21 protein-coding genes and 1 riboswitch are annotated in these 21,897 nt (G+C 71.3%); of the genes, 4 read left to right on the forward strand and 17 right to left on the reverse strand.

Annotated features, from left to right (window positions below; translation table 11 throughout):
- Positions 1-187 precede the first annotated feature (187 nt).
- A complete protein-coding gene (locus tag STSP_RS28735) occupies positions 188-562 on the forward strand; it encodes an RNA polymerase-binding protein RbpA (protein ID WP_067283835.1) in 375 nt (124 codons plus the stop codon).
- Positions 563-1,040: 478 nt separating this feature from the next.
- Here the strand turns inward: STSP_RS28735 and fxsA are convergent, their stop codons facing one another.
- From fxsA to STSP_RS28755, 4 genes are all read right to left on the reverse strand, one after another.
- On the reverse strand, positions 1,041-1,622 hold the full coding sequence (fxsA, locus tag STSP_RS28740) for an FxsA family membrane protein (protein WP_067283837.1): 582 nt from the start codon (positions 1,620-1,622) through the stop codon (positions 1,041-1,043).
- Positions 1,623-1,703: 81 nt separating this feature from the next.
- Positions 1,704-2,495, reverse strand: a complete 792-nt coding sequence (locus STSP_RS28745; RefSeq protein WP_067283839.1) for a polyprenol monophosphomannose synthase — start codon at positions 2,493-2,495, stop codon at positions 1,704-1,706.
- 587 nt (positions 2,496-3,082) lie between these two features.
- Positions 3,083-4,723, reverse strand: a complete 1,641-nt coding sequence (locus STSP_RS28750) for an amidohydrolase (RefSeq protein WP_067283840.1) — start codon at positions 4,721-4,723, stop codon at positions 3,083-3,085.
- A gap of 145 nt (positions 4,724-4,868) precedes the next feature.
- Complete coding sequence (locus tag STSP_RS28755; RefSeq protein WP_067283842.1) at positions 4,869-5,309, reverse strand: Lrp/AsnC family transcriptional regulator; 441 nt, start codon at positions 5,307-5,309, stop codon at positions 4,869-4,871.
- Between the two features lie 283 nt (positions 5,310-5,592).
- Here STSP_RS28755 and STSP_RS28760 point away from each other — a divergent pair, with 283 nt between their 5' ends.
- On the forward strand, positions 5,593-6,021 hold the full coding sequence (locus tag STSP_RS28760) for a hypothetical protein (RefSeq protein WP_067283844.1): 429 nt from the start codon (positions 5,593-5,595) through the stop codon (positions 6,019-6,021).
- A gap of 426 nt (positions 6,022-6,447) precedes the next feature.
- Here the strand turns inward: STSP_RS28760 and STSP_RS28765 are convergent, their stop codons facing one another.
- The 3 genes from STSP_RS28765 to STSP_RS28770 form a co-directional block, all read right to left on the reverse strand.
- Complete coding sequence (locus STSP_RS28765) at positions 6,448-7,620, reverse strand: acyl-CoA dehydrogenase family protein (RefSeq protein WP_067283846.1); 1,173 nt, start codon at positions 7,618-7,620, stop codon at positions 6,448-6,450.
- Between the two features lie 227 nt (positions 7,621-7,847).
- On the reverse strand, positions 7,848-8,003 hold the full coding sequence (locus tag STSP_RS38730) for an SCO1431 family membrane protein (RefSeq protein ID WP_107441426.1): 156 nt from the start codon (positions 8,001-8,003) through the stop codon (positions 7,848-7,850).
- Positions 8,004-8,130: 127 nt separating this feature from the next.
- Complete coding sequence (locus STSP_RS28770) at positions 8,131-9,507, reverse strand: peptidase C39 family protein (RefSeq protein ID WP_067283848.1); 1,377 nt, start codon at positions 9,505-9,507, stop codon at positions 8,131-8,133.
- Positions 9,508-9,677: 170 nt separating this feature from the next.
- Between STSP_RS28770 and STSP_RS28775 the strand changes: the two genes are divergently transcribed.
- Positions 9,678-10,316 (forward strand): uridine kinase family protein, encoded by a 639-nt coding sequence (locus tag STSP_RS28775; protein WP_067283850.1) that lies wholly within the window; start codon positions 9,678-9,680, stop codon positions 10,314-10,316.
- A 483-nt stretch (positions 10,317-10,799) separates the two neighbouring features.
- Complete coding sequence (locus STSP_RS28780) at positions 10,800-12,698, forward strand: AAA family ATPase (protein ID WP_067283852.1); 1,899 nt, start codon at positions 10,800-10,802, stop codon at positions 12,696-12,698.
- A 12-nt stretch (positions 12,699-12,710) separates the two neighbouring features.
- On the opposite strand, the gene STSP_RS28785 is transcribed toward STSP_RS28780, so the two are convergent.
- The 10 genes from STSP_RS28785 to ribD form a co-directional block, all read right to left on the reverse strand.
- On the reverse strand, positions 12,711-13,805 hold the full coding sequence (locus tag STSP_RS28785) for a hemolysin family protein (protein ID WP_067283854.1): 1,095 nt from the start codon (positions 13,803-13,805) through the stop codon (positions 12,711-12,713).
- Positions 13,802-15,148, reverse strand: coding sequence for a hemolysin family protein (locus STSP_RS28790; RefSeq protein ID WP_067283856.1), 1,347 nt, complete (start codon positions 15,146-15,148; stop codon positions 13,802-13,804). Before STSP_RS28790 ends, STSP_RS28785 begins: the two co-directional genes overlap by 4 nt.
- A 305-nt stretch (positions 15,149-15,453) precedes the next feature.
- The gene (locus STSP_RS28795) at positions 15,454-15,942 is read right to left on the reverse strand and encodes a PH domain-containing protein (protein WP_078067586.1); all 489 of its coding nucleotides are present in this window, start codon (positions 15,940-15,942) and stop codon (positions 15,454-15,456) included.
- 14 nt (positions 15,943-15,956) lie between these two features.
- Entirely contained in the window at positions 15,957-16,805 is an 849-nt protein-coding gene (gene hisG / locus STSP_RS28800; protein ID WP_067283858.1) for an ATP phosphoribosyltransferase, read from the reverse strand.
- A gap of 88 nt (positions 16,806-16,893) precedes the next feature.
- The gene (locus STSP_RS28805) at positions 16,894-17,166 is read right to left on the reverse strand and encodes a phosphoribosyl-ATP diphosphatase (protein WP_067283860.1); all 273 of its coding nucleotides are present in this window, start codon (positions 17,164-17,166) and stop codon (positions 16,894-16,896) included.
- A 34-nt stretch (positions 17,167-17,200) separates the two neighbouring features.
- Entirely contained in the window at positions 17,201-17,686 is a 486-nt protein-coding gene (ribH, locus tag STSP_RS28810; RefSeq protein WP_067283862.1) for a 6,7-dimethyl-8-ribityllumazine synthase, read from the reverse strand.
- A gap of 73 nt (positions 17,687-17,759) precedes the next feature.
- Positions 17,760-19,049 (reverse strand): bifunctional 3,4-dihydroxy-2-butanone-4-phosphate synthase/GTP cyclohydrolase II, encoded by a 1,290-nt coding sequence (locus STSP_RS28815; protein WP_067283864.1) that lies wholly within the window; start codon positions 19,047-19,049, stop codon positions 17,760-17,762.
- Entirely contained in the window at positions 19,046-19,690 is a 645-nt protein-coding gene (locus tag STSP_RS28820; RefSeq protein ID WP_067283865.1) for a nicotinamide mononucleotide transporter family protein, read from the reverse strand. The genes STSP_RS28815 and STSP_RS28820 overlap by 4 nt, the downstream gene beginning before the upstream one ends.
- Positions 19,687-20,301, reverse strand: a complete 615-nt coding sequence (locus tag STSP_RS28825) for a riboflavin synthase (protein WP_067283867.1) — start codon at positions 20,299-20,301, stop codon at positions 19,687-19,689. Before STSP_RS28825 ends, STSP_RS28820 begins: the two co-directional genes overlap by 4 nt.
- A gap of 2 nt (positions 20,302-20,303) precedes the next feature.
- The gene (gene ribD / locus STSP_RS28830; protein WP_067283875.1) at positions 20,304-21,362 is read right to left on the reverse strand and encodes a bifunctional diaminohydroxyphosphoribosylaminopyrimidine deaminase/5-amino-6-(5-phosphoribosylamino)uracil reductase RibD; all 1,059 of its coding nucleotides are present in this window, start codon (positions 21,360-21,362) and stop codon (positions 20,304-20,306) included.
- Between the two features lie 173 nt (positions 21,363-21,535).
- Positions 21,536-21,666: riboswitch (FMN riboswitch) on the reverse strand.
- Positions 21,667-21,897: the final 231 nt, after the last annotated feature.

The raw sequence follows: 21,897 nt of genomic DNA on the forward strand, positions 1-21,897 counted from the left end.
CTGTATGAGCGCTGGGTGACATCTGCTGCCAGATGTGACAAACCGGGCGTCGGTGGGTACAAAAAGGGGCGGCTACGACGGCGACGCATGACCCAGATCGGGAATCTTTACCGCCGACCGGACGTTGACCGGATGACGACGACAGCGACACCTGTCCTGTGGGCGACAAGCCCGGGAGGCACGATTCATGAGTGAGCGAGCTCTTCGCGGCACGCGCCTCGTGGTGACCAGCTACGAGACGGACCGCGGCATCGACCTGGCCCCGCGCCAGGCCGTGGAGTACGCATGCGAGAAGGGGCACCGCTTCGAGATGCCCTTCTCGGTCGAGGCGGAGATCCCGCCGGAGTGGGAGTGCAAGGTCTGCGGGACGACGGCACTCCTCGTGGATGGCGACGGCCCTGAGGAGAAGAAGGCGAAGCCCGCGCGTACGCACTGGGACATGCTGATGGAGCGGCGCACTCGCGAAGAGTTGGAAGAGGTTCTCGAGGAACGGCTCGCCGTTCTCCGCTCCGGCGCCATGAACATCGCCGTGCACCCGCGGGACAGCCGCAAGTCCGCCTGACGGCCAGGCGGCCACCGAAGGCACACAGCCGCGGTTGCCACACCTCGGTGTGGCAACCGCGGCTGCTTTGTGCGCCGGGTCTCCCCGGCCGCCTCGCGGTGCCCGGTCCCCCGGCGACCTGGCGGTCTCCAGTCCCGCCCGACCGCCTCACGGGCTCCGCCACCCGGCGGCCTCACGGGCCCCGGCACCCCGGCGCGCTCAGGGGCGCCGGCACACCCGGCGGCCTCAGGGCTCGGTCGGCCTCACGGGCCCGGGGGACACCCGACGGCCTCACGGGCCCCGGCACCGGCACACCCGGCGGCTCCGATCTCCCGGCCGTCTCGCGTGCTCCGGCCCATCCGCCCGCCTCGCGGGCTCCGATCTCCCGGCCGCCTCGTGGAATGGGTCCAGTCGGCTGCCTCGCGCCTCTGCGGCGGGTCGGCTGGGCTGCTTCCGGCCTCGGCTGCCTGGCCGTGGTTGCCCGGCGGGCCGGGCCGGTTCAGGGCGTCAAGGGCGGGCGCGGGTCGGCGTCCGGGCGGGAGGCGGGCGGGGTGTCGTCGCGGATGACCTCGCCCTGGACGACCTTGCCGTCGGGTCGGCGTATCCGGGCCTGCTGGAAGGCGTCTCCGAAACTGCCGGGTGCGGCGGCCCCCAGCCGCCGCTCGAACGTCCGCTCCGCGTACCGGCTCAGCACCTTCTGGACCGGCGGCACCAGGCAGAGCAGGCCCACGACGTCGGAGATCAGGCCGGGCATGATCAGCAGCAGCCCGCCGAGCATCGTCAGCGCGTTGCCGCTGCCGCGCCGGTCCGCCGCCGGGACCGCGGCCGTCTGCTGTTGCTGCAGCGCCTCACTCAGACGCCGGAAGGCCCGGCGCCCGGCGCGCTTGATGAGCACGGATCCCAGCACGATCCCGCCGATCAGCAGCAGAAAGACGGTGAACCCGCCTGCCGTGTCCGCCACGACGGTCAGCAGCCAGATCTCCAGTACCAGCCACGCGGCGATGCCGAGCGGCAGAAAGGAGCGCGGTCGGGAGCGCCGGGGCCGGGCGGGGTTCGTGGAGGGCGTCGCGCCAGTCATCATGGTCCCAGTGTGCCGGTGCCGGGCTCAGGCCCGCGTAAGCGGCCGGCCCCCACGGGAACGGCGGCCCCGGCACAAGAGGACTCAGGCGCGCTTGCGGCCCAGCAGGCGGCCCACCCGCTCCTCCACGCCCCACGCCGTGACCCGCCACAGCGCCTCGACGACGATGTCCCGGCTCATCTTCGAGTCCCCGTGCTCGCGCTCGACGAAGGTGATGGGCACCTCGACGACGTGGTAACCGGCTTTGACCGCACGGCGTGCCAGGTCGACCTGGAAGCAGTACCCCTGTGAGGCGACCTCGCGCAGGCCGAGGCCCTCGAGGGTCTCGCGGCGGAAGGCGCGGTAGCCGCCGGTGACGTCCCGGATCGGGACGCCGAGCAGCATCCGCGAGTACGTGCTGCCGCCGCGGGAGAGGAACTCGCGGGAGCGGGGCCAGTTCACGACGCGGCCGCCGGGCACCCAGCGGGAACCGAGCACCAGGTCCGCGCCCTTGAGCGCGGTGAGCAGCCGGGGTAGCTCCTCGGGCTGGTGCGAACCGTCGGCGTCCATCTCGATCAGTACGCCGTATCCGCGCTCGATGCCCCAGCGGAAGCCCGCGAGGTAGGCCGCGCCGAGACCTTCCTTGCCCTTGCGATGCAACACATGGACGTGGTCGTCGCCGGCTGCGATCTCGTCGGCGAGTTCGCCGGTTCCGTCGGGGCTGTTGTCGTCGGCGACGAGGACGTGCGCCTCAGGCACGGCGGCCCGCACCCGGTCGACGATCGACTTGATGTTCTCCGCCTCGTTGTACGTCGGGATGATCACCAAGGCCGTGCCGAGGGGACCGAACTGCCGCCTCCCGGCGGCCGCCCGCGCGCTCTCATCGCCGTCGTTCACTGCTGCCCCTTCACGTCCGTACGCAGGCCACCCACCATAGTGGCCGCTGCCTGCATAGTCCTGGTCAGCAGGCTCTTGTGGGGGTGTCGATACGACAAGAATCAGGCAAGAGAACAGCAAGGCGCCGAGGGCGCAACACAACCCCTGAGAACCTGCGGATCGGGGCCCGGCGCCCTTCGGGCCGACCTGGGACCCGCTGGCTGCGGATCTACCGAAAGCCGTTGTCTACTGAGCATCCGGGCCCCACCCGGGTCGCACCGCCCCCATACTCTTGGGGAGCAGGGAGGGACCCCCATCCGGCAGGAACGTTCCCTCGCCCCCGAGGCGCGGGCGCTGGGACTGGCTCCCAGTGGTGGTGCGCCGGTGCGGCACACCACCCCATGACCCAGCCGCGTTCGACGACTGCGTGGAGGTTCCCCGTCGGACGTCCAGTGGTGGACCCGGCCGAACCTACCGGCCGACCGCAGCTCTCTGTCAACAGCCGTTTGAGCTGCCGTGATTACCTGAAATAGCAGGTCAGTGCCGAGGATACGCAGGTCGCAGGACGGGGAGGCGCGCCAAGATCGACTGCGTGCCTCCCCGGTACATCACTCCTCCGGCCGTACGTAGACGGTCTGCCCGGACACCACCGTGCGCAGGCAGACGGGCAGTTCGGTGCCCGGAGAGAGATCCGGCAGGCCAGGGGTACCGGAACGGGGATCGGTGGACCAGCGCGCGACACGGTCGTCGGGTGCCTGTACGACCAGGTCGCCGGTGCGCCATACGGCGTAGTCCGCGGGGGCCCCGGGCACCAGGGTCCCCGCGTCATCGCGGCCGATGGCCCGCCAGCCGCCGCGCGTATGGGCGGTGAACGCGGCCCGTACCGAGACGCGGTGCTCGGGCGTGCGATGGAAGGCGGCGGCGCGGATAGTGCCCCACGGGTCGAGCGGCGTCACGGGGCTGTCGGACCCGAAGGCGAGCGGGACCCCGGCGCGCAGCAGGGCCGCGAACGGATTGAGGGTACGCGCGCGTGCGGCACCCAGACGCTGGGCGTACATCCCGACCTCGCCGCCCCACAACGCGTCGAAAGCGGGCTGGACGGAGGCGGTGAGGCCGAGTTCGGCGAAGGCCGCGATGGTCTCCGGGGTCAGCATCTCGGCGTGCTCCACGCGGTGCCGGGCGGCGCGGATGCGGGCCAGGCCGACCTTCTCGGCGGCGGCACGCACGCCCTCGACGACGGCGGTGACGGCGGCGTCGCCGATGGCGTGGAAGCCCGCCTGCAGTCCGGCCTCGGTACAGGCGGTGACGTGGTCGGCGACGGCCGCGGCGTCCAGGTACGCGGCGCCGGTGTGCGCGGCGTCGGCGTACGGCTCGTGCAGGCACGCGGTGTGCGAGCCCAGGGCACCGTCGACGAACAGGTCGCCCCCGGCGCCCACCGCGCCCAGATCCCTGATCCTCTCCGCGCCCCGGGCGTCCTCGATCCGCTCGCCCCAGTACCCCACCACGCGCGGCCGGGGTTCCTCGGCGGCCAGCCGCAGCAGCCCGGTGAAGTCGTCCTCACTGGAGATGTCGGGGCCGGCGCATTCGTGTACGGAGCCGATGCCGAGGGACGCGGCGTGCCGCAGGGCGGCGCGCTGGGCCTCCGTGCGCTGCTCGGGGGTGACCGCGGTCTGGGCCGCGGCGCGCACCGCGTGGTGGGCGTCGCGGGTCAGCGGCCCGTCCGGCTGGTATCCGGCGCGCTCGGAGATGTCCGGTACGAGGTCGAGCAGCGCCGTGCTGACGACCGCGGAATGCACGTCGATACGGGAGAGGTAGAGCGGGCGGCCACCGGTCGCCTCGTCGAGCTCGGCGCGGGACGGCGGGCGGCCACCGGGCCAGCGCGCGGCGTCCCAGCCGTGGCCGAGCAGGACCCGGTCGTGCGGACGTGCGGAGGCGTGCTCGCGTACGAGTGCGAGGGCCTCGTCGAGCGTGCGGGCACCCGTGAGGTCGAGGCCGGTGAGGCTGAGCCCGGTCGCCGTCGTGTGGACGTGCGCGTCGGTGAACGCCGGGGTGACCAGGGCACCGTCGAGGTCGATCACCTCGTCGACGCCGTCCGCGAAGGCGTCGGCGGCCCCCTCGGAGCCGACCCAGGCGACATGTCCGCGCTCCACGACCATCGCGGTGGCGAAGGGGTCGGCGGGGGTGTGGATGTCGCCGCGGCGCAGCAGCACGGTGCGATGGTCTCTGCGACTGGTGGGGCTCTTGCTCATGGGGACAGTCTCTCCCCATGAGCCCCTGCCGCCTTATCCGGGTTGTACGTCGGGGCGCCGTAAGACGTGAGTTGTGCCCACCCTCCCCCAGCTACCGCTGGGAGGTGCCCCCAGCCCTGCGGAACGATTGCCCACAACGCGTGACTCAGACCTTTGGGGGTCTTGCCTCGTACGGGGTGGAGAGGACCACCGTCGTGCGGGTTGAGACGCCTGCCAGGGAGCGGATGCGGGTGAGGAGGTTCTCCAGTTCGAGGGGGGTCTCTACGCGCACCTTGAGGATGTAGTTCTCGTCGCCGGCGACGCTGTGGCAGGCCTCGATCTCCGAGACGCCGGCGAGCCGGTCTGCGATGTCGTCCGGCGCACTGGGGTCGAACGGCTTCACCGAGATGAAGGCCGTGAGCGGCAGCCCGACGGCCTCGGGGTCGACGACCGCGGCATAGCCGCGGATGACGCCGCGCTGCTCCAGCCGGCGCACCCGCTGGTGCACGGCCGACGTGGAAAGGCCCGTGGCCTTGCCCAGGTCGGTGTAGCTCATCCGCCCGTCCTTGACGAGCAGCTGCACAATCTGACGGTCCAGCTCCTCCATGTCGCAAAAGCTACAGTGCACATGATCCTCCGGGGTACATGCGCGGCTGTGCGGAGATGGTCCACGCACCGACCATCGCCCGTTTTCCTCCGGTTTCCGGTCGCCCGCCCACCGATGACCCTGCCGACGTTCGAGGTTTCGGCATCTGCAACCGGCATGTGACGAAGGCCACAGATTTGTGACCGTGTCCGGGGGTTGGGCGCGATTACCCGTACGACCAGGCGGGAAGTGCTTGCTGTGGTCCAGGCCGCAGCGCCTTGTCGGCCCACCCGAGGGGGAGTTCATGCAGAGTCTTAAGCGTCCCGGCCGCCCTGCCCGCACCAGGCAGCAGCCGGTCATCGAGCCCGCGCCGGAGGGTGTCGAACCGGTCGAGGACGACCTCGACACCTACGACACTCTGGAGATGTACCGGGTGATCTGCCCGGACTGCGCCCAGCCGATCGCCCTTCTGGCGGACGAGGACGTCCTGCCCGAGCATGCACTGTGCGCGTCGCCGTGGAACCCGTTCGGGCTCACGGTCTGCGCCGGCACAGGCCGCTGGGCGTCCGACGCACGCCCCGCGGACGAGTCACTGGAGGCCCAGGAGCAGGATGCGGGGCTGCTCCTGACGCTCCCTCAGGGACTCGACTGGCGGATGCAGCCGTTCTCGCACGTCGGCGGCCCAGGCTCGCGCCCCATCCGGATCTCGGCGATCCGCCGCCCGGCCGCGTAGCCGATCAGTCCCGTAGCCGATCAGTCCCCGTAGCTGTCCTGCACCATCGCAGAGAGACGTGCCGTGGTGCAGGATCAGTGCGTCCTGGGGCCGGGCGCACGCGTGAGCCCACCAGCCGGACCGGGAGGCCCGGACCGAGAAGCCCGGCGCGGTCAGGAACTGAACGCAGAGTCGATTCCTCACACCGGTGACCTGTCTGCCGCCCGGACGTTGCACCAGGCATGACCCCTACCCACGCGACAGGCCGCCGTCGCCGCCTTCTGGTCCCCGCTTCCGCAGAATCGGTTCCCCGGCCGCCCCAGCCGCCGGACCCGCCCATCTACCGCGACCTGCTGACCTCCTGGGCCAACCGCGGCAAGACGCTGCCGGGGCGCCACGACCCGGAGTGGGTACGGCTCGCGGCACCCCTGGTCAGTGCAGGGCAGTTCAGCGGGACTCGGGTCCCGCGAGGTGACGGGCGATGACCATCCGCTGAATCTGGTTGGTGCCCTCGACGATCTGCAGCATCTTGGCCTCGCGCATGTAGCGCTCGACGGGGAAGTCAGCCGTGTAGCCGTAGCCGCCGAGCACCTGGACGGCGTCCGTGGTGACCTTCATCGCGGTGTCGGTGCACAGCAGCTTCGCCATGGCGGCCTGCTTGGAGAAGGGCTTGCCCGTATCGCGCAGGCGGGCGGCCGCGAGATAGAGGGCCCGGCTGGCCTCGATCTGCGTGGCCATGTCGGCCAGCATGAACCGCAGCCCCTGGAAGTCGGCGATCCGGCGGCCGAACTGCCGACGCTCGGTCGCGTAGGCCAGGGCCGCGTCCAGTGCCGCCTGGGCCAGGCCGATCGCGCAGGCCGCGATCCCGAGCCGCCCGGAGTCGAGGGCGGACAGGGCGATCGCGAAGCCCTGGCCCTCCTCTCCGATGCGGCGGCTGTCCGGCACCCGTACGCCGTCGAAGTGGAGCTGAGCGGTCGGCGAGCCCTTCATGCCCATCTTCTTCTCGGGCGCCGCGGCGCTGAGGCCCTCGGCGTCCCCGGGCACCAGGAACGCCGTGATGCCGTGCCTGCCCTCGCCACCGCTGCGGGCGAACACCGTGTAGAAGTCGGCGACACCCCCATGGGTGATCCAGGCCTTCGTACCGGTGAGCACCCAGTCCTCACCGTCCCGCACGGCCTTCGTACGCAGGGACGCGGCATCGGAACCGGAGGCGGGCTCGGACAGGCAGTACGCGCCGAGCAGTCCACCGCCGAGCATGGCGGGCAGGTGCTCGGCCTGCTGTTGCTTGGAGCCGTAGCCGGCGAGCGCATGGCAGGACAGGGAGTGGACGCTGACGCCGAGGCCGACGGTCAGGCGCGCGGCGGCGAGCTCCTCGAGTACCTGGAGATACACCTCGTACGGCTGGTCGCCGCCGCCGTACTCGGAGTCGTAGGGCAGTCCGAGCAGTCCGGATTCGGACAGCAGGGTGAAGACGTCACGCGGGAAGCGCCCGGCTTCCTCCTCCTCTGCCGCCTTCGGGGCGATCTCGCGCTGGACGAGATCACGTACGAGCGAGAACAGGTCCCGGGCTTCGTCCGTGGGCAGTTGACGGTCCACCGGTTGCGGGGCGCGGTCATGCATGGCGACGCTCTCCTCCCTGTCGGGCACTGCGGCGGACGCACGCAGGGGTGTGGCGGCGCCGCCGGCGGGTCCGGGCCCGTCGGCGGCAGCCGCGGGTCGCCGACCCCGGAACAATCGAGCCGTCTCAGCCGATGCTGCCCTCCCGGGTCGCGGAACGGGCTGATCAGCGGCTGTGGCGCGTTGAGTATGCCCGATCGGAGGCAGCGCGTCCGATCACGCGGGTCCGATCACATGAGTCCGGCCTGTGTCACGAACATAGCGAGAACCACGACCAGGACCCAGCCGAGGATGTGCTCCAGGATCCCGGGGCCGTCGTCGGGACCGCCGGTGCGGGTTCGGGTGCTGGTGGCGGTGCGGCCGGCGGTGGCGGAGGTCGAGGTCATGGCAGCTCGCTTGACGTCGTACGGCAGTGGACTCCCCCCGGAGATCTGTCCACCTTGCCACCGAAAAGTCCTCCCGAGGGCCCCACACGGGCGAGACATCCGTCACGCGGCCGCGAGGCCGGAGACCTCAGCGCACGCCCACCGCGGCCAGCGCCCTCACCTGCTGCGGGGTCGGCCGGGCCGGGAAGTACAGATAGCAGACGCCGCCGGTACCCGAGACCACCTTTCCGGTGGCGTTGTACCGCTTCGTCCTCAGCCAGATGGTCTCCCACTCGCGCCTGTCGTAGACACGCCGGACCGCCTCGTTGTCCGGCGACGCCGGATCGTTGGCGATCACGTCGCCCTCGGCGGTGAAGCCGATCACCGTCATCAGATGCCCCGACGTGCCGTAACCGGCACCGGTGAGCTCCTCCTCGAGGAACGACTGGGAGGTGATCGCCGGGATCCCCGCGGCGATCAGCGTCTCCAGGTCGGTCAGCGAGCCCAGCCGGGTGACCACGCCCTGCAGGTCCTCGTACGTCGCCGCGTAGGCGGCGTTGAACGGCCAGTTGCCGCAGCCCTCGTACTGGTAGTCGTACGTGAAGCGCGCCGCGTGGCACACCTGCGGGTCGGCGTAGGAGGGATCGACCCAGGCGAGGTCCTCGGTGGTCGGCTTCCGGCCCCAGTACTCGATGATCATCTGCGACGATGTGGGGCTGCACCAGGCCTCGCCGCCGTTGTCGTACTCGGGGTACTGGCCGACGTGGATGTTCTGCGAATAGCGCGGAACGATCAGCTCCTTCGCCAGCCCTGGCGTGGAAGCCGGGACGGTGAAGCGGTCGGGGATGTCGGAGCCCATCACGCCGAGCCGCCACACCGTGGGCGTGGCCTTGCTGCCGGGCGCCCGGTAGAGCGTGAGGCGCAGCCGGTACGACACGAGACGCAGCCCGGACGCCGGGTCGTCGATCGCGAAGGTGTCCGTCCAGATGCTGCTCTTGCCGTCCGTCTGGTCGTCGACCGAGGTGCGCTTGATGTCCTCGTCACCGGAGGCCCAGCGCCCCATCACGTACCAGGGCGTGTCCGTGCCGTCGGTGTAGGTGCCCTTCAGTTCGATCTGGAGCCAGGTGCCGGCCGGTGTGTGCGCGTTCCACGAGGCGATGGCCTCGGTCGAGGGCACGGAGAGACGGTGGACGGGCGAGGTCCACTGGGCGTACTCCCAGGTCGCGGCCTGCCCGGTGTGCGGGTCCGTGTAGTCGGCGGTGCCCGCCGGCCGGCCGATCACCACGCCAGAGCGTGCCCCCGCGACCACTCGGGTGCCGGCGGAGGTGCCGCTGCGCCAGTCCGAGTACGAGGTCCAGGCGCGGTTGTCGACCTGAGGTGTGGCGGCGGTGGCCTGCGTGGCGCCGGCGGGGGCGGGCGCGTCGGCACCGGCGGCGGACGCGCTGCCGGTGCCGCCGACCGCCGCGGCGGCGGCGAGGGCGGCGGTCAGCACGGTCCTGCGGGACATCGGGTGGGATCTGGTCATGGGTCCCCCTGGGCGTCGGATCCGGAAGAGGTAGGTCAGGTTCACGACAGTGGCCCAACTATGGCCGGAGCCAGGCGCGTTCTGCCAGCACATCGGAGGCCGCCACGCCCACCGATATTGGCCTTGACCTCTGAACATTCCGGCGCCGCCCGGCCCGTAGGCTGGAGGCGATGACCATGCAATCGCCGCTTCTCCGACTCGCCGGGACCCTGCGGGCGCTGCCCCCTTCGTGCGGTCCCGTGCGGCTGGTCGGCGTGGACGGGCACGCCGGGTCCGGCAAGTCCACGTTCGCCGCACGGCTGTCCCAGGCGCTGGGCGGAGCCCCGGTGCTCCGGCTCGACGACATCGCGACGCACGAGGAGCTGTTCGGCTGGATGGAGCGGCTCGGCGAGCAGGTGATCGAGCCCCTGTCGAGGGGCGAGACCGCGCACTACCTCCCCTACGACTGGGTCGCCCGCCGCTTCGGCGCCGCGCGCGCCCTGGAGCCCGCTCCGGTGGTCCTGGTCGAGGGCGTCGGCGCGGGGCGCCGGGAACTGCGGCCGAGGCTGGCCCTTCTGCTGTGGATGGAGCACCCGGCGGAGGAGTCATGGGACAGGGGCAGGCGGCGGGACGGTCCCGAGCAGAGCGATTTCTGGGCGGGATGGGTCGACGCGGAGCGGGAGCATTTCGCCGCGGACCCGTCCCGGCCCTTCGCCGACCTTCTGGTACGCCAGTGCTACAGGGGATACCAGATGCTGACGGGGCCTGGCGCGGCAGCGGAGACAAACCGCACTGTCACGCTTCGTGACAGCCCGTCTGCGGTGCGCTGAAGCCTGGAAGCCTGCTTCCACGAGTTTCGGCGACTGTTCTCAACGCGGCTTGACCGACACGTCGTACAGGACTTACGTTCTTTGTGCAGCCTTTCAGGGCTGCCCCACAGACGCGAAGCCCCCGGTTGTTCCCCCGTGATCGGGGGCTTCGTTCTGCCCTCTTCGCGTTTCAGTGCCTGCGCCGAGCCCTCATCCGATCACCGTCGGTCACCATGTGGGTGTGCGCCCTCTCTGCTCCCACCTGCCCGATCCACCACTGCGCCGCCCTTCGGCCGACGATCCCCCGCAGGTACGATGCCTCTCGGTGCGACTTCGGACGGCTGCTCATCGCACCGGGTCAACTCCCGTCCACGGCAATGCGGTTCGACGAGGGCTGTCGGCGGGCTTCGGCCCGGCGGCACCACGGGGGCGAGTGAGCCTCAGGGCCGGCTGAGGCGCCCCTGAGGCGAACCATCAGGAACGGTATGTGGGGGACGTGACGTGATGGACTTCGGTACGCAGGGGTCACCACCGGGCCCGGCGGACCTCGCCTGGCTACGCGGGGTCGACGCCTACACGATGGGCGCCTATCCGCAGGCGGAGGAGGAGTTCCGGGACGCCGTACGGATGGATCCCGGGATGGCCGACGCATGGCTCGGACTGCACGCGCTGCGCATCGACACGACGACGGCACTGCTGCGGATGTTCCGGCACCGGGACCGCTTCGGCGAGCAGCGTGCCAGGCACCGCCGGGCGCTGAACTCCTGGTACTGGCTGGGGTGGTGGGTGCAGCCCGTCCTGGAGGCGCCGCGCGACCTGCTGCTCGCGCACGCGTCGCACTGGCTGGACGGCCGCCATGTGCCCGAGCTGGACCGGGCCCTGGCCGGGCTGCCGCCGGTCGACGCCGACCCGCAGGTGCGGTTCCTGCACGCGTGCCGTGCCTATCTGGTCAAGGACTGGGAGCAACTCGTCCGGCACACCGACCCGCTGATCGACGATCCCATCCTGGGCATCGAGGCGGGTCTGTTCGCCGGCATGGCGCGGGTCCGCCTCGAGACGTACGCCCAGGCCGAACCGCTGCTGTCCGCCGCGCTGATGCGCTGCCGCAGCGAGCAGCCGCAGCGCAAGGAGCTGCGCTACTGGCTGGCGCGGGCGCATGAGGGCACCGGGCGGAGCGCGGCGGCGCTGCCGCTGTACCGGGCGGTGCACCGGGTCGACCCCGCCTTCATGGACACCTCGGCGCGGCTCGCTGCGATCGCCGAGGGGGACGGCTACGACGAGGCGGCCGACCTCGCGTCGGTCACGCTCACCGGCGTCGGGCAGGACACCGCAGACGGGCTCGACGGCACAGATTCGCTGCTCGGCGGGGAAGGGCGCGACCTGAAGGTGAGCGAACCGGATGTGCCGCCCGGCGGGGCGGCTCCGTCGGCCCCGTCCACCGTGCAGGACGACACCGACGCGGTGCGCGAGAAGGCGGTTCTGCCGGTGCGGCAGGGCCCTGCGCAACTGCCGACCGGGCCCGCCGACCCCGCTCTGCTCGAGGAAGCACTCGCCGAGCTGGAGCGCATGGTGGGTCTCGAGCCCGTGAAGCGCCAGGTCAAGGCACTGTCGGCGCAGTTGAACATGGCGCGGCTGCGCGCCGGCCAGGGCCTTCCCGTCCAGCCTCCGAAGCGGCACTTCGTCTTCTCGGGCCCCTCGGGCACCGGCAAGACCACGGTGGCCCGCATCTTAGGCAGGGTCTTCTACGCGCTCGGGCTGCTCGGGGGTGACCATCTGGTCGAGGCGCAGCGCGCCGATCTGGTCGGCGAATACCTGGGCCAGACCGCCGTCAAGGCCAACGAGCTGATCGACTCGGCGATCGGCGGCGTCCTCTTCGTCGACGAGGCGTACGCCTTGTCCAACTCGGGCTACGGCAAGGGCGACGCCTACGGCGACGAGGCCCTGCAGGTGCTCCTCAAGCGGGCCGAGGACAACCGCGACCACCTCGTCGTCATCCTCGCGGGCTACCCCGAGGGCATGGACCGCCTGCTCGCCGCCAACCCCGGGCTGAGCTCCCGCTTCACCACGCGCGTCGACTTCCCGTCGTACCGCCCCCTCGAACTGACCTCCATCGGCGAGGTCCTTGCCGCCGAGAACGGCGACGCCTGGGACGAGGAGGCGCTCGAGGAGCTGCGCTCCATCAGCGGGCATGTCGTCGACCAGGGCTGGATCGACGAGCTCGGCAACGGCCGTTTTCTGCGCACGCTCTACGAGAAGAGCTGCGCGTACCGGGACCTGCGCCTCTCGGGGTACGCGGCGACGCCGACCCGCGACGACCTGGCGACGCTGCGGCTGCCGGATCTGATGCAGGCGTACGGGGAGGTGCTGTCGGGCCGCGGTCCGGGCGGCCCGACAGGGGTGTGAGCCTCCGGGCGGTCAGCCCGCCAACGCCTCCTCCGGCGTCCCGGTCCGGGGTTCCGTGACCCGCGGCGCGGGCGCCGGCTCGGGGGCAGCCCGGTGCGCCGGATCCCGTACCTCGCCGACGAGCAACTCCAGTACGTCCTCGAGTGCCACCAGCCCCAGCACCCGCCCCGACGCGTCGGCGACCTGCGCGAGGTGCGTCGCGGCGCGCCGCATCAGGGTCAGCGCGTCGTCGAGCGGCAGCTCCGCACGCAGCGTCGTCATGGGCCGCCAGATGTGCTGCGGCACGGCGCGGTCGCTGTCCTCCAGGTCCAGTACGTCCTTCACGTGGAGGTAGCCCATGAAGGCGCCCCCCTCCGCGACCACCGGGAAACGGGAGTAGCCGGTGGATGCGGTGAGTTCGACGACCTGGCCGGGGGTGACCGAGGGACCCACGGTCACCAGCGAGGAGCGGTCGAGGAGAACGTCCGTCACCGGGCGGGAGCCCAGCTCCAGGGCGTCCTCCAGGCGCTCCTGCTCCTCGGGGTCGAGGAGGCCCGCCTGCCCGGCGTCCTCCACGAGCCGGCCCAGCTGCACGCTGGTGAAGACGGCCTCGACCTCGTCCTTGGGTTCGACCCGGAAGAGTTTGAGGACCAGCCGGGCGCAGGCGCCCATACCCACGGTGACCGGCCCGCACAGCCGGGCGAAGGCGACCAGGCCGGGGCTCAGCCACAGCGCGGTCTTCTCGGGGGCCGCCATGGCGAGGTTCTTCGGGACCATCTCGCCGATGACGAGGTGCAGGAAGACGACCACGGCGAGCGCGATGACATAGCCGAGGGGGTGGATCATGCCCTCGGGCAGATGGACGGCCTCGAAGGCCGGTTCCAGCAGATGGGCCACGGTCGGCTCGGCGACCGCACCCAGCGTTAGCGAGCAGACGGTGATGCCGAACTGGGCGGCCGCCATCATCTGCGGCAGATTCTCCAGGCCGTAGAGGACCTGGCGGGCCCGTGCGGATCCCAGGGGCTCGATCTGGCTCCGGCGCACGGAGACCAGTGCGAACTCGGCGCCGACGAAGAAGCCGTTGGCGAGCACGAGCAGGAGCGCGAACAGGAGTTGGAGCAGGCTCATCGGGCGGCCTCCGCTCCCGCGGCCGTGACGGACTGGGCGTCGGCGGTGCGGACGATGCGGACGCGCTCGGCGCGGTAGTGCCCGACCTGGCGTACCGACAGCCGCCAGCCGGGGAGTTCGGCGCGGTCGCCGGGCACCGGGATCCGGCCGAGCAGATCGGCGACGAGTCCGGCGACGGTCTCGTACGGGCCCTCGGGCACGTCGAGTCCTATGCGCTGCAGGGCGTCGACCCGGCAGCTGCCGTCGGCGTCCCAGGCGAGACGGCCGTCCTCGGCCGGGGCCGGGGCGAGTTCGGGCAGGTCGTGTCCGTCGTGCTCGTCGCGCACCTCGCCGACGAGCTCCTCGATGATGTCCTCGAGCGTGACGACACCGGCCGTGCCGCCGTACTCGTCGACCACTATGGCTATCGGCTGCTCGCTGCGCAGCCGCTCCAGGAGCGGCTGCACGGGCAGGGTCTCGGGGACGAGCAGCGGTGACTGCGCGATGCTGACCACGGACGTGCGCAGCCGGTCGGCGGAGGGCACGGCGAGGGCGTCCTTGAGGTGGACCATGCCGATGATCTCGTCGATGCGCTCGCGGTAGACGGGGAAGCGGGACAGACCGGTGGCGCGGGTGAGGTTGACTACGTCCTCGGCGGTCGCGGTGGACTGCAGCGCGCTGACCTTCACGCGGGGCGTCATCACGTGCTGGGCGGTCAGGTCGGCGAGGGACAGCGTGCGTACGAAGAGGTCGGCGGTGTCCTGTTCGAGGGCGCCGGCCTGTGCGGAGTGCCGGGCGAGGGACACCAGTTCGTCGGGGGTGCGGGCGGAGGCCAGTTCGTCGGCGGGCTCGACGCCCAGCATGCGTACCAGCCGGTTGGCGACCGCGTTCAGCCCGGCGATGACCGGCCTGAACAGCCGCGAGAAGACGTGCTGCGGGCCGGCCACGAACCGTGCGACCTGCAGGGGCCGTGACACCGCCCAGTTCTTGGGCACGAGCTCGCCGATCACCATCTGCACGGCGGAGGCCAGCAGCATGCCCACGACGACGGACACGCCCGAGACAGCACCCTCGGGTACGCCGACAGCCGTGAACGGGCCGGAGAGGAGCTCCGCCAGGGCCGGTTCGGCGAGCATGCCGACGACCAGTGAGGTGATGGTGATGCCGAGCTGGGTGCCGGAGAGCTGGAAGGAGAGCTCCCTGAGGGCGGCCACGACCTTGTGGGCCCGGCGGTCGCCGGCGGCCGCTGCCTGCTCGGCGTCCGGGCGCTCGACGGTGACGAGGCCGAACTCGGCCGCGACGAAGAATCCGTTGGCGAGAATCAGGAGGAAGGCCGCCGCGAGAAGCAGCAAGGGGATGGTCATGCCACCGCCTCCGGACCGACGCGGACGGGGTCCGCGGGGGGTCGGGAGGGGGCGGCGCAGGTACTACAGGACGAACCGTCCATCGCCGGAGAGGGTCACTCCTCTGATAGCAGGAACCCCCACGCGGGCCGGGCGGCCGGCGGAGGGGCAGGGTGGCGTGCGGCGCACCCGTCAACAGATTAATCAAGACAAGCACCGGAACGTCAGGGTGAATCCTCCGAGTCGGCGCGGATGTTCCTCACGCCAGGCGTTCCTCAAGCCATCCAGAGCGCCCATTTGGGCGTCTTGTCCGGATTTAACGACTGCTATTCCGGGTCGCCGACGCCCCGCGTCTCGACGAGTGCGCGCAGGGCGCGCGCGTCGCGGATCGCGTGCTCCCTGGCGATGCCCGGCTGGATGCCGAGGGCGGGCAGGCTGGTGCCGTCGCTGAGGTCGATGAACACCCAGGGGTCGCCCACCCGGAGGTTGACGTGCAGGATCTCCGCCCAGTCGAGACGCCGCCGGGTGACGATGTTGACGACGGTGACGCCGGACTCGTCGGCGACGACCTTGGGCCTGGCGAGCAGGACGAGGACACCCGAGAGCAGCGCGGCGGTGAGGACGAAGCTGAGCCGCTCCCCCGGGCCGAGCTTGGGCAGCATCATCGCGATCACCGTGAGGACCACGAAGATCGCGAGTGCGGCGGTCAGCAGGACGGCCCGAGTGCGGGACGGCCGAAAGGTGACGGGCAGTGCGGGCGCATCGGGCCCGGCAGGCGTGTCCGGCGTGGCCGGCACATCCCGCATCTCAGTCATGGCTACCGGATTCCTCAGAGGCGGCAGGCGTGGATGGCCGTCGTCAGGATGGCCCGCGCCCCGAGTGCGTACAGGTCGTCCATGATCCGCTGCGCCTCCTTGGCCGGGACCATGGCGCGGACGGCGACCCAGCCCTCGTTGTGCAGCGGCGAGATCGTGGGCGACTCGAGGCCGGGGGTGAGGGCGACGGCCTTCTCCAGGTGCTCGGCGCGGCAGTCGTAGTCCATCATCACGTACGTCCGTGCGACGAGGACGCCCTGGAGGCGGCGCAGGAACTGCTGGACCTTCGGGTCGTCGGCGTCCGCGCCCGTACGGCGGATCACGACGGCCTCCGACTTCATGATCGGCTCGCCGATCACGGCGAGACCGGCGTTGCGCAGCGACGTCCCGGTCTCCACGACGTCGGCGATGACCTGCGCGACGCCGAGCTCGATGGCGGTCTCGACGGCGCCGTCCAGGTGGACCACGGAGGCGTCGACGCCGTTGTCGGCGAGGTGCTTGGCGACGATGCCCTCGTAGGAGGTGGCGATCGTCATGCCGCCCAGGTCGTCGACGCCCTTCGCCGTGCCCGGCTTGGTGGCGTAGCGGAAGGTGGAGCGGGCGAAGCCGAGCGGCAGGATCTCCTCGGCGCTCGCGCCGGAGTCGATCAGCAGGTCGCGCCCGGTGATGCCGATATCCAGACGGCCGGACGACACGTAGATCGCGATGTCGCGCGGACGGAGGTAGAAGAACTCGACCTCGTTGTCCGGGTCGACGATCACCAGCTCCTTGGAGTCCCTGCGCTGCTGGTATCCGGCCTCATGCAGCATCTCCGCCGCAGGGCCGGACAGTGAACCCTTGTTGGGGACGGCGATGCGCAGCATGAGGTCGGATTCCTTTGGTGCGAAGGGGTGTTCGGTACGGAGCTGGGGTGCGGTCTGCTGGTTCTGCGTGTTCTGCGTGTCTGCCGGGCTACAGATGGGCGTAGACGTCGTCGAGGGAGATGCCGCGGGCGACCATCATCACCTGCACGTGGTACAGGAGCTGAGAGATCTCCTCGGCGGCCGCCTCCTTGCCCTCGTACTCGGCGGCCATCCAGACCTCGGCGGCCTCCTCGACGACCTTCTTGCCGATGGCATGGACACCCTTGCCGACCAGCTCTGCGGTACGGGAGGTGGCGGGGTCGCCGTTGGCGGCCTTGTGCTGGAGCTCGGCGAAGAGCTCCTCGAACGTCTTCTTGGACATGGTGGTGCCTACTCTACGCGGCCGCGTGCTCCCCCTAGCGCCAGGGCTCGGAGACGGTACGCAGCGTCATCGCCGTCGCGACGGCCGCGGTGACCGCCTCGTGGCCCTTGTCCTCGTTGGAGCCCTCGAGGCCAGCGCGGTCGAGCGCCTGCTCCTCGGTGTCGCAGGTCAGCACGCCGAAGCCGACGGGCACGCCGGTGTCCACGGACACCTGGGTGAGGCCCTGGGTGACGCCCTGGCACACGTAGTCGAAGTGCGGGGTGCCGCCGCGGATGACCACGCCGAGCGCGACGACGGCGTCGTAGCCGCGTCCCGCGAGCACCTTGGCGACGACCGGAAGCTCGAAGCTGCCCGGCACCCGCAGCAGGGTGGGCTCGTCGATGCCGAGCTCGTGCAGGGCGCGCAGGGCGCCGTCGACGAGCCCGTCCATAACCTTCTCGTGCCACTGGGCGGCGATGACCGCGACCCGCAGGTCGCTGCAGTTCTTCACGCTCAGTTCGGGTGCGCCCTTGCCGCTCACGCGCTGCTCCTCGTGGGTGTCGTACTCGTAGGTGTCGTAAGTGTCGATGTGGGTGTGACTGGGTGGTGCGGGATCACTGGCTGCCGCAGGGTGACGACGTCTGCGCGGCTTCGAGCCAGGGCAGGTCGTGGCCCATGCGGTCGCGCTTGGTGCGCAGATAGCGCAGGTTGTGCTCGCCCGCCTGGACGGGCATCGGCTCGCGGCCGGTGACCTTGAGCCCGTGGCGGACGAGCGCGTCGGTCTTGTCGGGGTTGTTGGTCATCAGCCGCAGGCCGCGTACGCCGAGGTCCTGGAGGATCTGGGCGCTCGCGCCGTAGTCGCGGGCGTCCGCGGGCAGGCCGAGTTCCAGGTTGGCGTCGAGCGTGTCGCGGCCGCGCTCCTGGAGCTCGTAGGCGCGCAGCTTGGACATCAGGCCGATGCCGCGGCCCTCGTGGCCGCGCAGATAGACGACGACACCGCGGCCCTCGGCGGTGATGCGCTGCATGGAGGCCTGCAGCTGGGGGCCGCAGTCGCAGCGCAGCGAGTGGAAGACGTCGCCGGTGAGGCACTCGGAGTGGACGCGCACCAGCACGTCCTCTCCCTCGCCGATCTCGCCGTGGACGAGCGCGATGTGCTCGACGCCGTCGACCGTGGAGCGGTAGCCGTACGCCGTGAAGTCGCCGAAGGCCGTGGGGAGCTGGACCTCCGCCTCCCGGCGGACGGTCGGCTCGGAGCTGCGGCGGTAGGCGATCAGGTCCTCGATGGAGATGATCGACAGGCCGTGCTTGCGGGCGAACGGGATCAGTTCGGGCAGGCGCAGCATGGTGCCGTCCTCGCCGGCGATCTCGACGATCGCTCCGGCGGGGCGCAGTCCGGCGAGGCGCGCGAGGTCGACGGCGGCCTCGGTGTGGCCGTTGCGGACGAGGACGCCGCCCGGCTTGGCGCGCAGCGGGAAGATGTGCCCGGGGCGCACGAAGTCGCCGGGGCCGGCCACGCCGCCCGCCAGCAGCTGGAGGGTGGTGGCGCGGTCGGCGGCGGAGATGCCGGTGGTGACGCCGTGCGCGGCGGACGCGTCGACGGACACGGTGAAGGCCGTCCGCATCGACTCGGTGTTGTGCTGGACCATCTGCGGCAGCTCGAGGCGGTCCAGCTCGTCGCCCTCCATGGGCGCGCAGATCAGGCCGCGGCACTCGCTCATCATGAAGGCGACGATCTCGGGCGTGGCCTTCTCGGCGGCGATGACGAGGTCGCCCTCGTTCTCGCGGTCCTCGTCGTCCACGACGACCACCGGGCGGCCCGCCGCGATGTCCGCGATGGCCTGCTCGACCGGGTCGAGCGTGAAGTCCTCGACCGCGTCGGTGCCGTACCAGAGAGTCGATGTCATGCCGGAGCTCCTTCGGGGATGGGCCGGCCGGCCTGACGGGAGCGCAGCCACCAGTCGCGCATGCCCCACAGGACGAGGGCGCCGTAGACGATGTAGACGAAGCCGGAGAAGGCGAAGCCGTTGGCGAAGTTGAGCGGGACGCCCACGACGTCGACGAGCAGCCAGGCGAACCAGAACTCGACCATGCCGCGCGCCTGCGCGTACATGGCGACGATCGTGCCGACGAAGATGTACGCGTCGGGCCACGGGTCCCACGACAGCGCCGGGAAGGCCGTGAACAGGCCGCCGACCGCGAGGGTGCCGAGGGCGGCCCCCGCGACCAGGTAGCCGCGCTCGCGCCACGTGGCGAACCGTACGGCGATGGAACCGTCCTGGGCCTGCTGCCTGCCGCGGTTCCACTGCCACCAGCCGAAGACGGCGACGAGCATCACGACGACCTGCTTGCCGGCGCTGCCGGACAGGTGGGCCGTGGCGAAGGCCGCGAACAGGATGACGCCGGAGAGGAACTGCGCGGGCCAGCTCCATATGGAACGCCGCCAGCCGAGCGCGAGAGCGGTCAGACCGATGATGTTGCCGATCATGTCGGCCCAGATGATGCGCTGGCCGACGAGCGTGAACGCCTCGGAGTTGAGCCAGTTCACTTCGCGGCCCCCTCGGTGGCGGCACGGTCGCCGAGGAGCCGCTCGACGTACTTGGCGATGACGTCGACCTCGAGGTTGACCGGGTCGCCTGCCTGCTTCACGCCGAGTGTGGTCAGGGCGAGGGTCGTCGGGATGAGGCTGACGGTGAAGTAGTCGGGCCCCGCCTCGACGACGGTGAGGCTGATGCCGTCGACGGTGATGGAGCCCTTCTCGACGACGTACCGCGAGAGGTCCGCGGGCAGCGAGATCTTGACGATCTCCCAGTTCTCGGACGGCTTGCGCTCGATGACCTCGCCGGTGCCGTCGACGTGGCCCTGCACGATGTGGCCGCCGAGGCGCGCGCCGACCGCGGTGGGCCGCTCCAGGTTGACCCGGGAGCCGATGGTGAGGGCGCCGAGGCTCGACCGGTTCAGCGTCTCCGCCATCACGTCCGCGGTGAACTCGTCGCCCTCATGTTCCACGACCGTCAGACAGACGCCGTTGACGGCGATGGAGTCGCCGTGCTTGGCGCCTTCGGTGACGACGGGGCCGCGCAGCCGGAAGCGGGAGGCGTCACCGAGGTTCTCGACGGCGGTGACCTCTCCCAGCTCTTCGACGATTCCGGTGAACACGCTCAGTGCTCCTTCGTTGCGAGGGTGGCGGTGATACGCAGATCGGGCCCGATACGCACGGTCTCGGTGACGTCGAGCCGCAACGCGTCGGTGATGGTGGTGATTCCGGCAGGGCCGAGGGCGCCAGGGCCCTCGCCGAGCAGGACGGGTGCGAGATAGCCGACGATCCGGTCGACGGCGCCCGAGGCGACGAAGGCCCCGGCGAGGGTCGGGCCGCCTTCGAGCAGTACGGACCGGACGCCGCGCAGGTGCAGGTGCGTGAGCAGGTCGTGTACGCCGATGCGCCCGTCGCGCAGGGGCAGCCGGAGCAGTTCGACGCCCGGCAGATGGCGCGTGTCGGCGTCCTCGGCGACGACGACCAGCGTGGGCGCCGCGTCATCGAGGACGCGGGCGGTCGGCAGGATCGTGGCGTGGGTGTCGAGGACGACGCGCAGCGGCTGTACGGCACCGTCGATGCCGCGGACCGCGAGGTGCGGGTCGTCGGCGCGTGAGGTGCCGGAGCCGACGACGACCGCATCGCACTCGGCACGCAGCCGGTGCACGTCGGCGCGGGCTTCGGCGGAGGTGATCCAGCGGCTGGTGCCGTCGGCGGCGGCGATCCGCCCGTCGAGCGTGGCCGCGTACTTCCAGGTGACGTGGGGGCGGCCGAGGCGTACGGAGGTGAGCCAGGCGATGTTGCCCGCCTCCGCCTCGTCGGCGAGGAGGCCGCCCTCGACGTCGATGCCGGCGCGGCGCAGGGTTTCCGCGCCGCCCGTGGCGGAGGGGTTCGGGTCGCCGACGGCGTAGACGACGCGGGCGATCCCCGCGTCGATGAGGGCCTGGGCGCAGGGGCCCGTACGGCCCGTGTGGTTGCAGGGTTCGAGGGTGACGACGGCGGTGGCGCCCTGTGCCTTCTCGCCGGCCGCGCGCAGGGCGTGGATCTCGGCGTGCGGGCCGCCGGCGCGCTGGTGGAAGCCCTCGCCGACGATCTGTCCCGAGGCATCGAGGATGACACAGCCCACGACGGGATTGGGGCTGGTGGAGCCGAGGCCGCGCGCGGCGAGCGCGATGGCGCGACGCATCGCTGCTGCTTCGGCTGCGGTGGGGGCCACCGGGTCCTCCTGCCTCTTCGGGCACGGACTCCGGGGCTGTCGATGACGACAGAATGTACGGGTGCCACCTCACGGGGAACGCCGGACGGCGGCCGTCCTCTGCGGACGGACCGACGGCGGCGTACACGTGACGTGTCCGCCCGCCGCGCACTGCCTCCCATCCGGACTTTAACCGTCGGTCCAGGAATTTCACCTGGTCAACCGGCCACTGGATGCGGCCGGGTCGCGGACTGTAACCGCCGGTTCGGACTTTCACCGACCCCGGAGTGCGCTGCTTCTGGTACAGGGACAGTGTGCCACGGCTGATCGTCGGTCATGCGGGCGGTTCGCTGTGGACTGCCTCACAGACTCCGCTCCGCGGGGTCTGTCGGCGTCCGGCTCTGCGCGGGCGCGGGTCGCGTTTCTTCGCCGCTCCGCGGCCATGCCTTCCCAGCTCCGCTGGGGCTTCGTTCTGCCGCTCCGCGGCAGACTTCTTCGCCGCTCCGCGGCGCTTTCCCACCCACCC

Source organism: Streptomyces jeddahensis, assembly GCF_001642995.1.
GTDB classification, from domain to species: domain Bacteria; phylum Actinomycetota; class Actinomycetes; order Streptomycetales; family Streptomycetaceae; genus Streptomyces; species Streptomyces jeddahensis.

Bases quoted from the DNA above. Each gene is read 5' to 3' on its own strand.
- STSP_RS28795 (WP_078067586.1), bottom strand. From the start codon at position 15,942: ATGACTGAGATGCGGGATGTGCCGGCCACGCCGGACACGCCTGCCGGG.
- STSP_RS28755 (WP_067283842.1), bottom strand. From the start codon at position 5,309: ATGGAGGAGCTGGACCGTCAGATTGTGCAGCTGCTCGTCAAGGACGGG.
- STSP_RS28785 (WP_067283854.1), bottom strand. From the start codon at position 13,805: ATGAGCCTGCTCCAACTCCTGTTCGCGCTCCTGCTCGTGCTCGCCAAC.
- STSP_RS28735 (WP_067283835.1), top strand. From the start codon at position 188: ATGAGTGAGCGAGCTCTTCGCGGCACGCGCCTCGTGGTGACCAGCTAC.
- STSP_RS28780 (WP_067283852.1), top strand. From the start codon at position 10,800: ATGGACTTCGGTACGCAGGGGTCACCACCGGGCCCGGCGGACCTCGCC.
- hisG (WP_067283858.1), bottom strand. From the start codon at position 16,805: ATGCTGCGCATCGCCGTCCCCAACAAGGGTTCACTGTCCGGCCCTGCG.
- STSP_RS28775 (WP_067283850.1), top strand. From the start codon at position 9,678: ATGACCATGCAATCGCCGCTTCTCCGACTCGCCGGGACCCTGCGGGCG.
- ribD (WP_067283875.1), bottom strand. From the start codon at position 21,362: ATGCGTCGCGCCATCGCGCTCGCCGCGCGCGGCCTCGGCTCCACCAGC.
- fxsA (WP_067283837.1), bottom strand. From the start codon at position 1,622: ATGATGACTGGCGCGACGCCCTCCACGAACCCCGCCCGGCCCCGGCGC.
- STSP_RS38730 (WP_107441426.1), bottom strand. From the start codon at position 8,003: ATGACCTCGACCTCCGCCACCGCCGGCCGCACCGCCACCAGCACCCGA.
- STSP_RS28770 (WP_067283848.1), bottom strand. From the start codon at position 9,507: ATGACCAGATCCCACCCGATGTCCCGCAGGACCGTGCTGACCGCCGCC.
- STSP_RS28765 (WP_067283846.1), bottom strand. From the start codon at position 7,620: ATGCATGACCGCGCCCCGCAACCGGTGGACCGTCAACTGCCCACGGAC.
- STSP_RS28805 (WP_067283860.1), bottom strand. From the start codon at position 17,166: ATGTCCAAGAAGACGTTCGAGGAGCTCTTCGCCGAGCTCCAGCACAAG.
- STSP_RS28760 (WP_067283844.1), top strand. From the start codon at position 5,593: ATGCAGAGTCTTAAGCGTCCCGGCCGCCCTGCCCGCACCAGGCAGCAG.
- STSP_RS28790 (WP_067283856.1), bottom strand. From the start codon at position 15,148: ATGACCATCCCCTTGCTGCTTCTCGCGGCGGCCTTCCTCCTGATTCTC.
- STSP_RS28815 (WP_067283864.1), bottom strand. From the start codon at position 19,049: ATGACATCGACTCTCTGGTACGGCACCGACGCGGTCGAGGACTTCACG.
- STSP_RS28750 (WP_067283840.1), bottom strand. From the start codon at position 4,723: ATGAGCAAGAGCCCCACCAGTCGCAGAGACCATCGCACCGTGCTGCTG.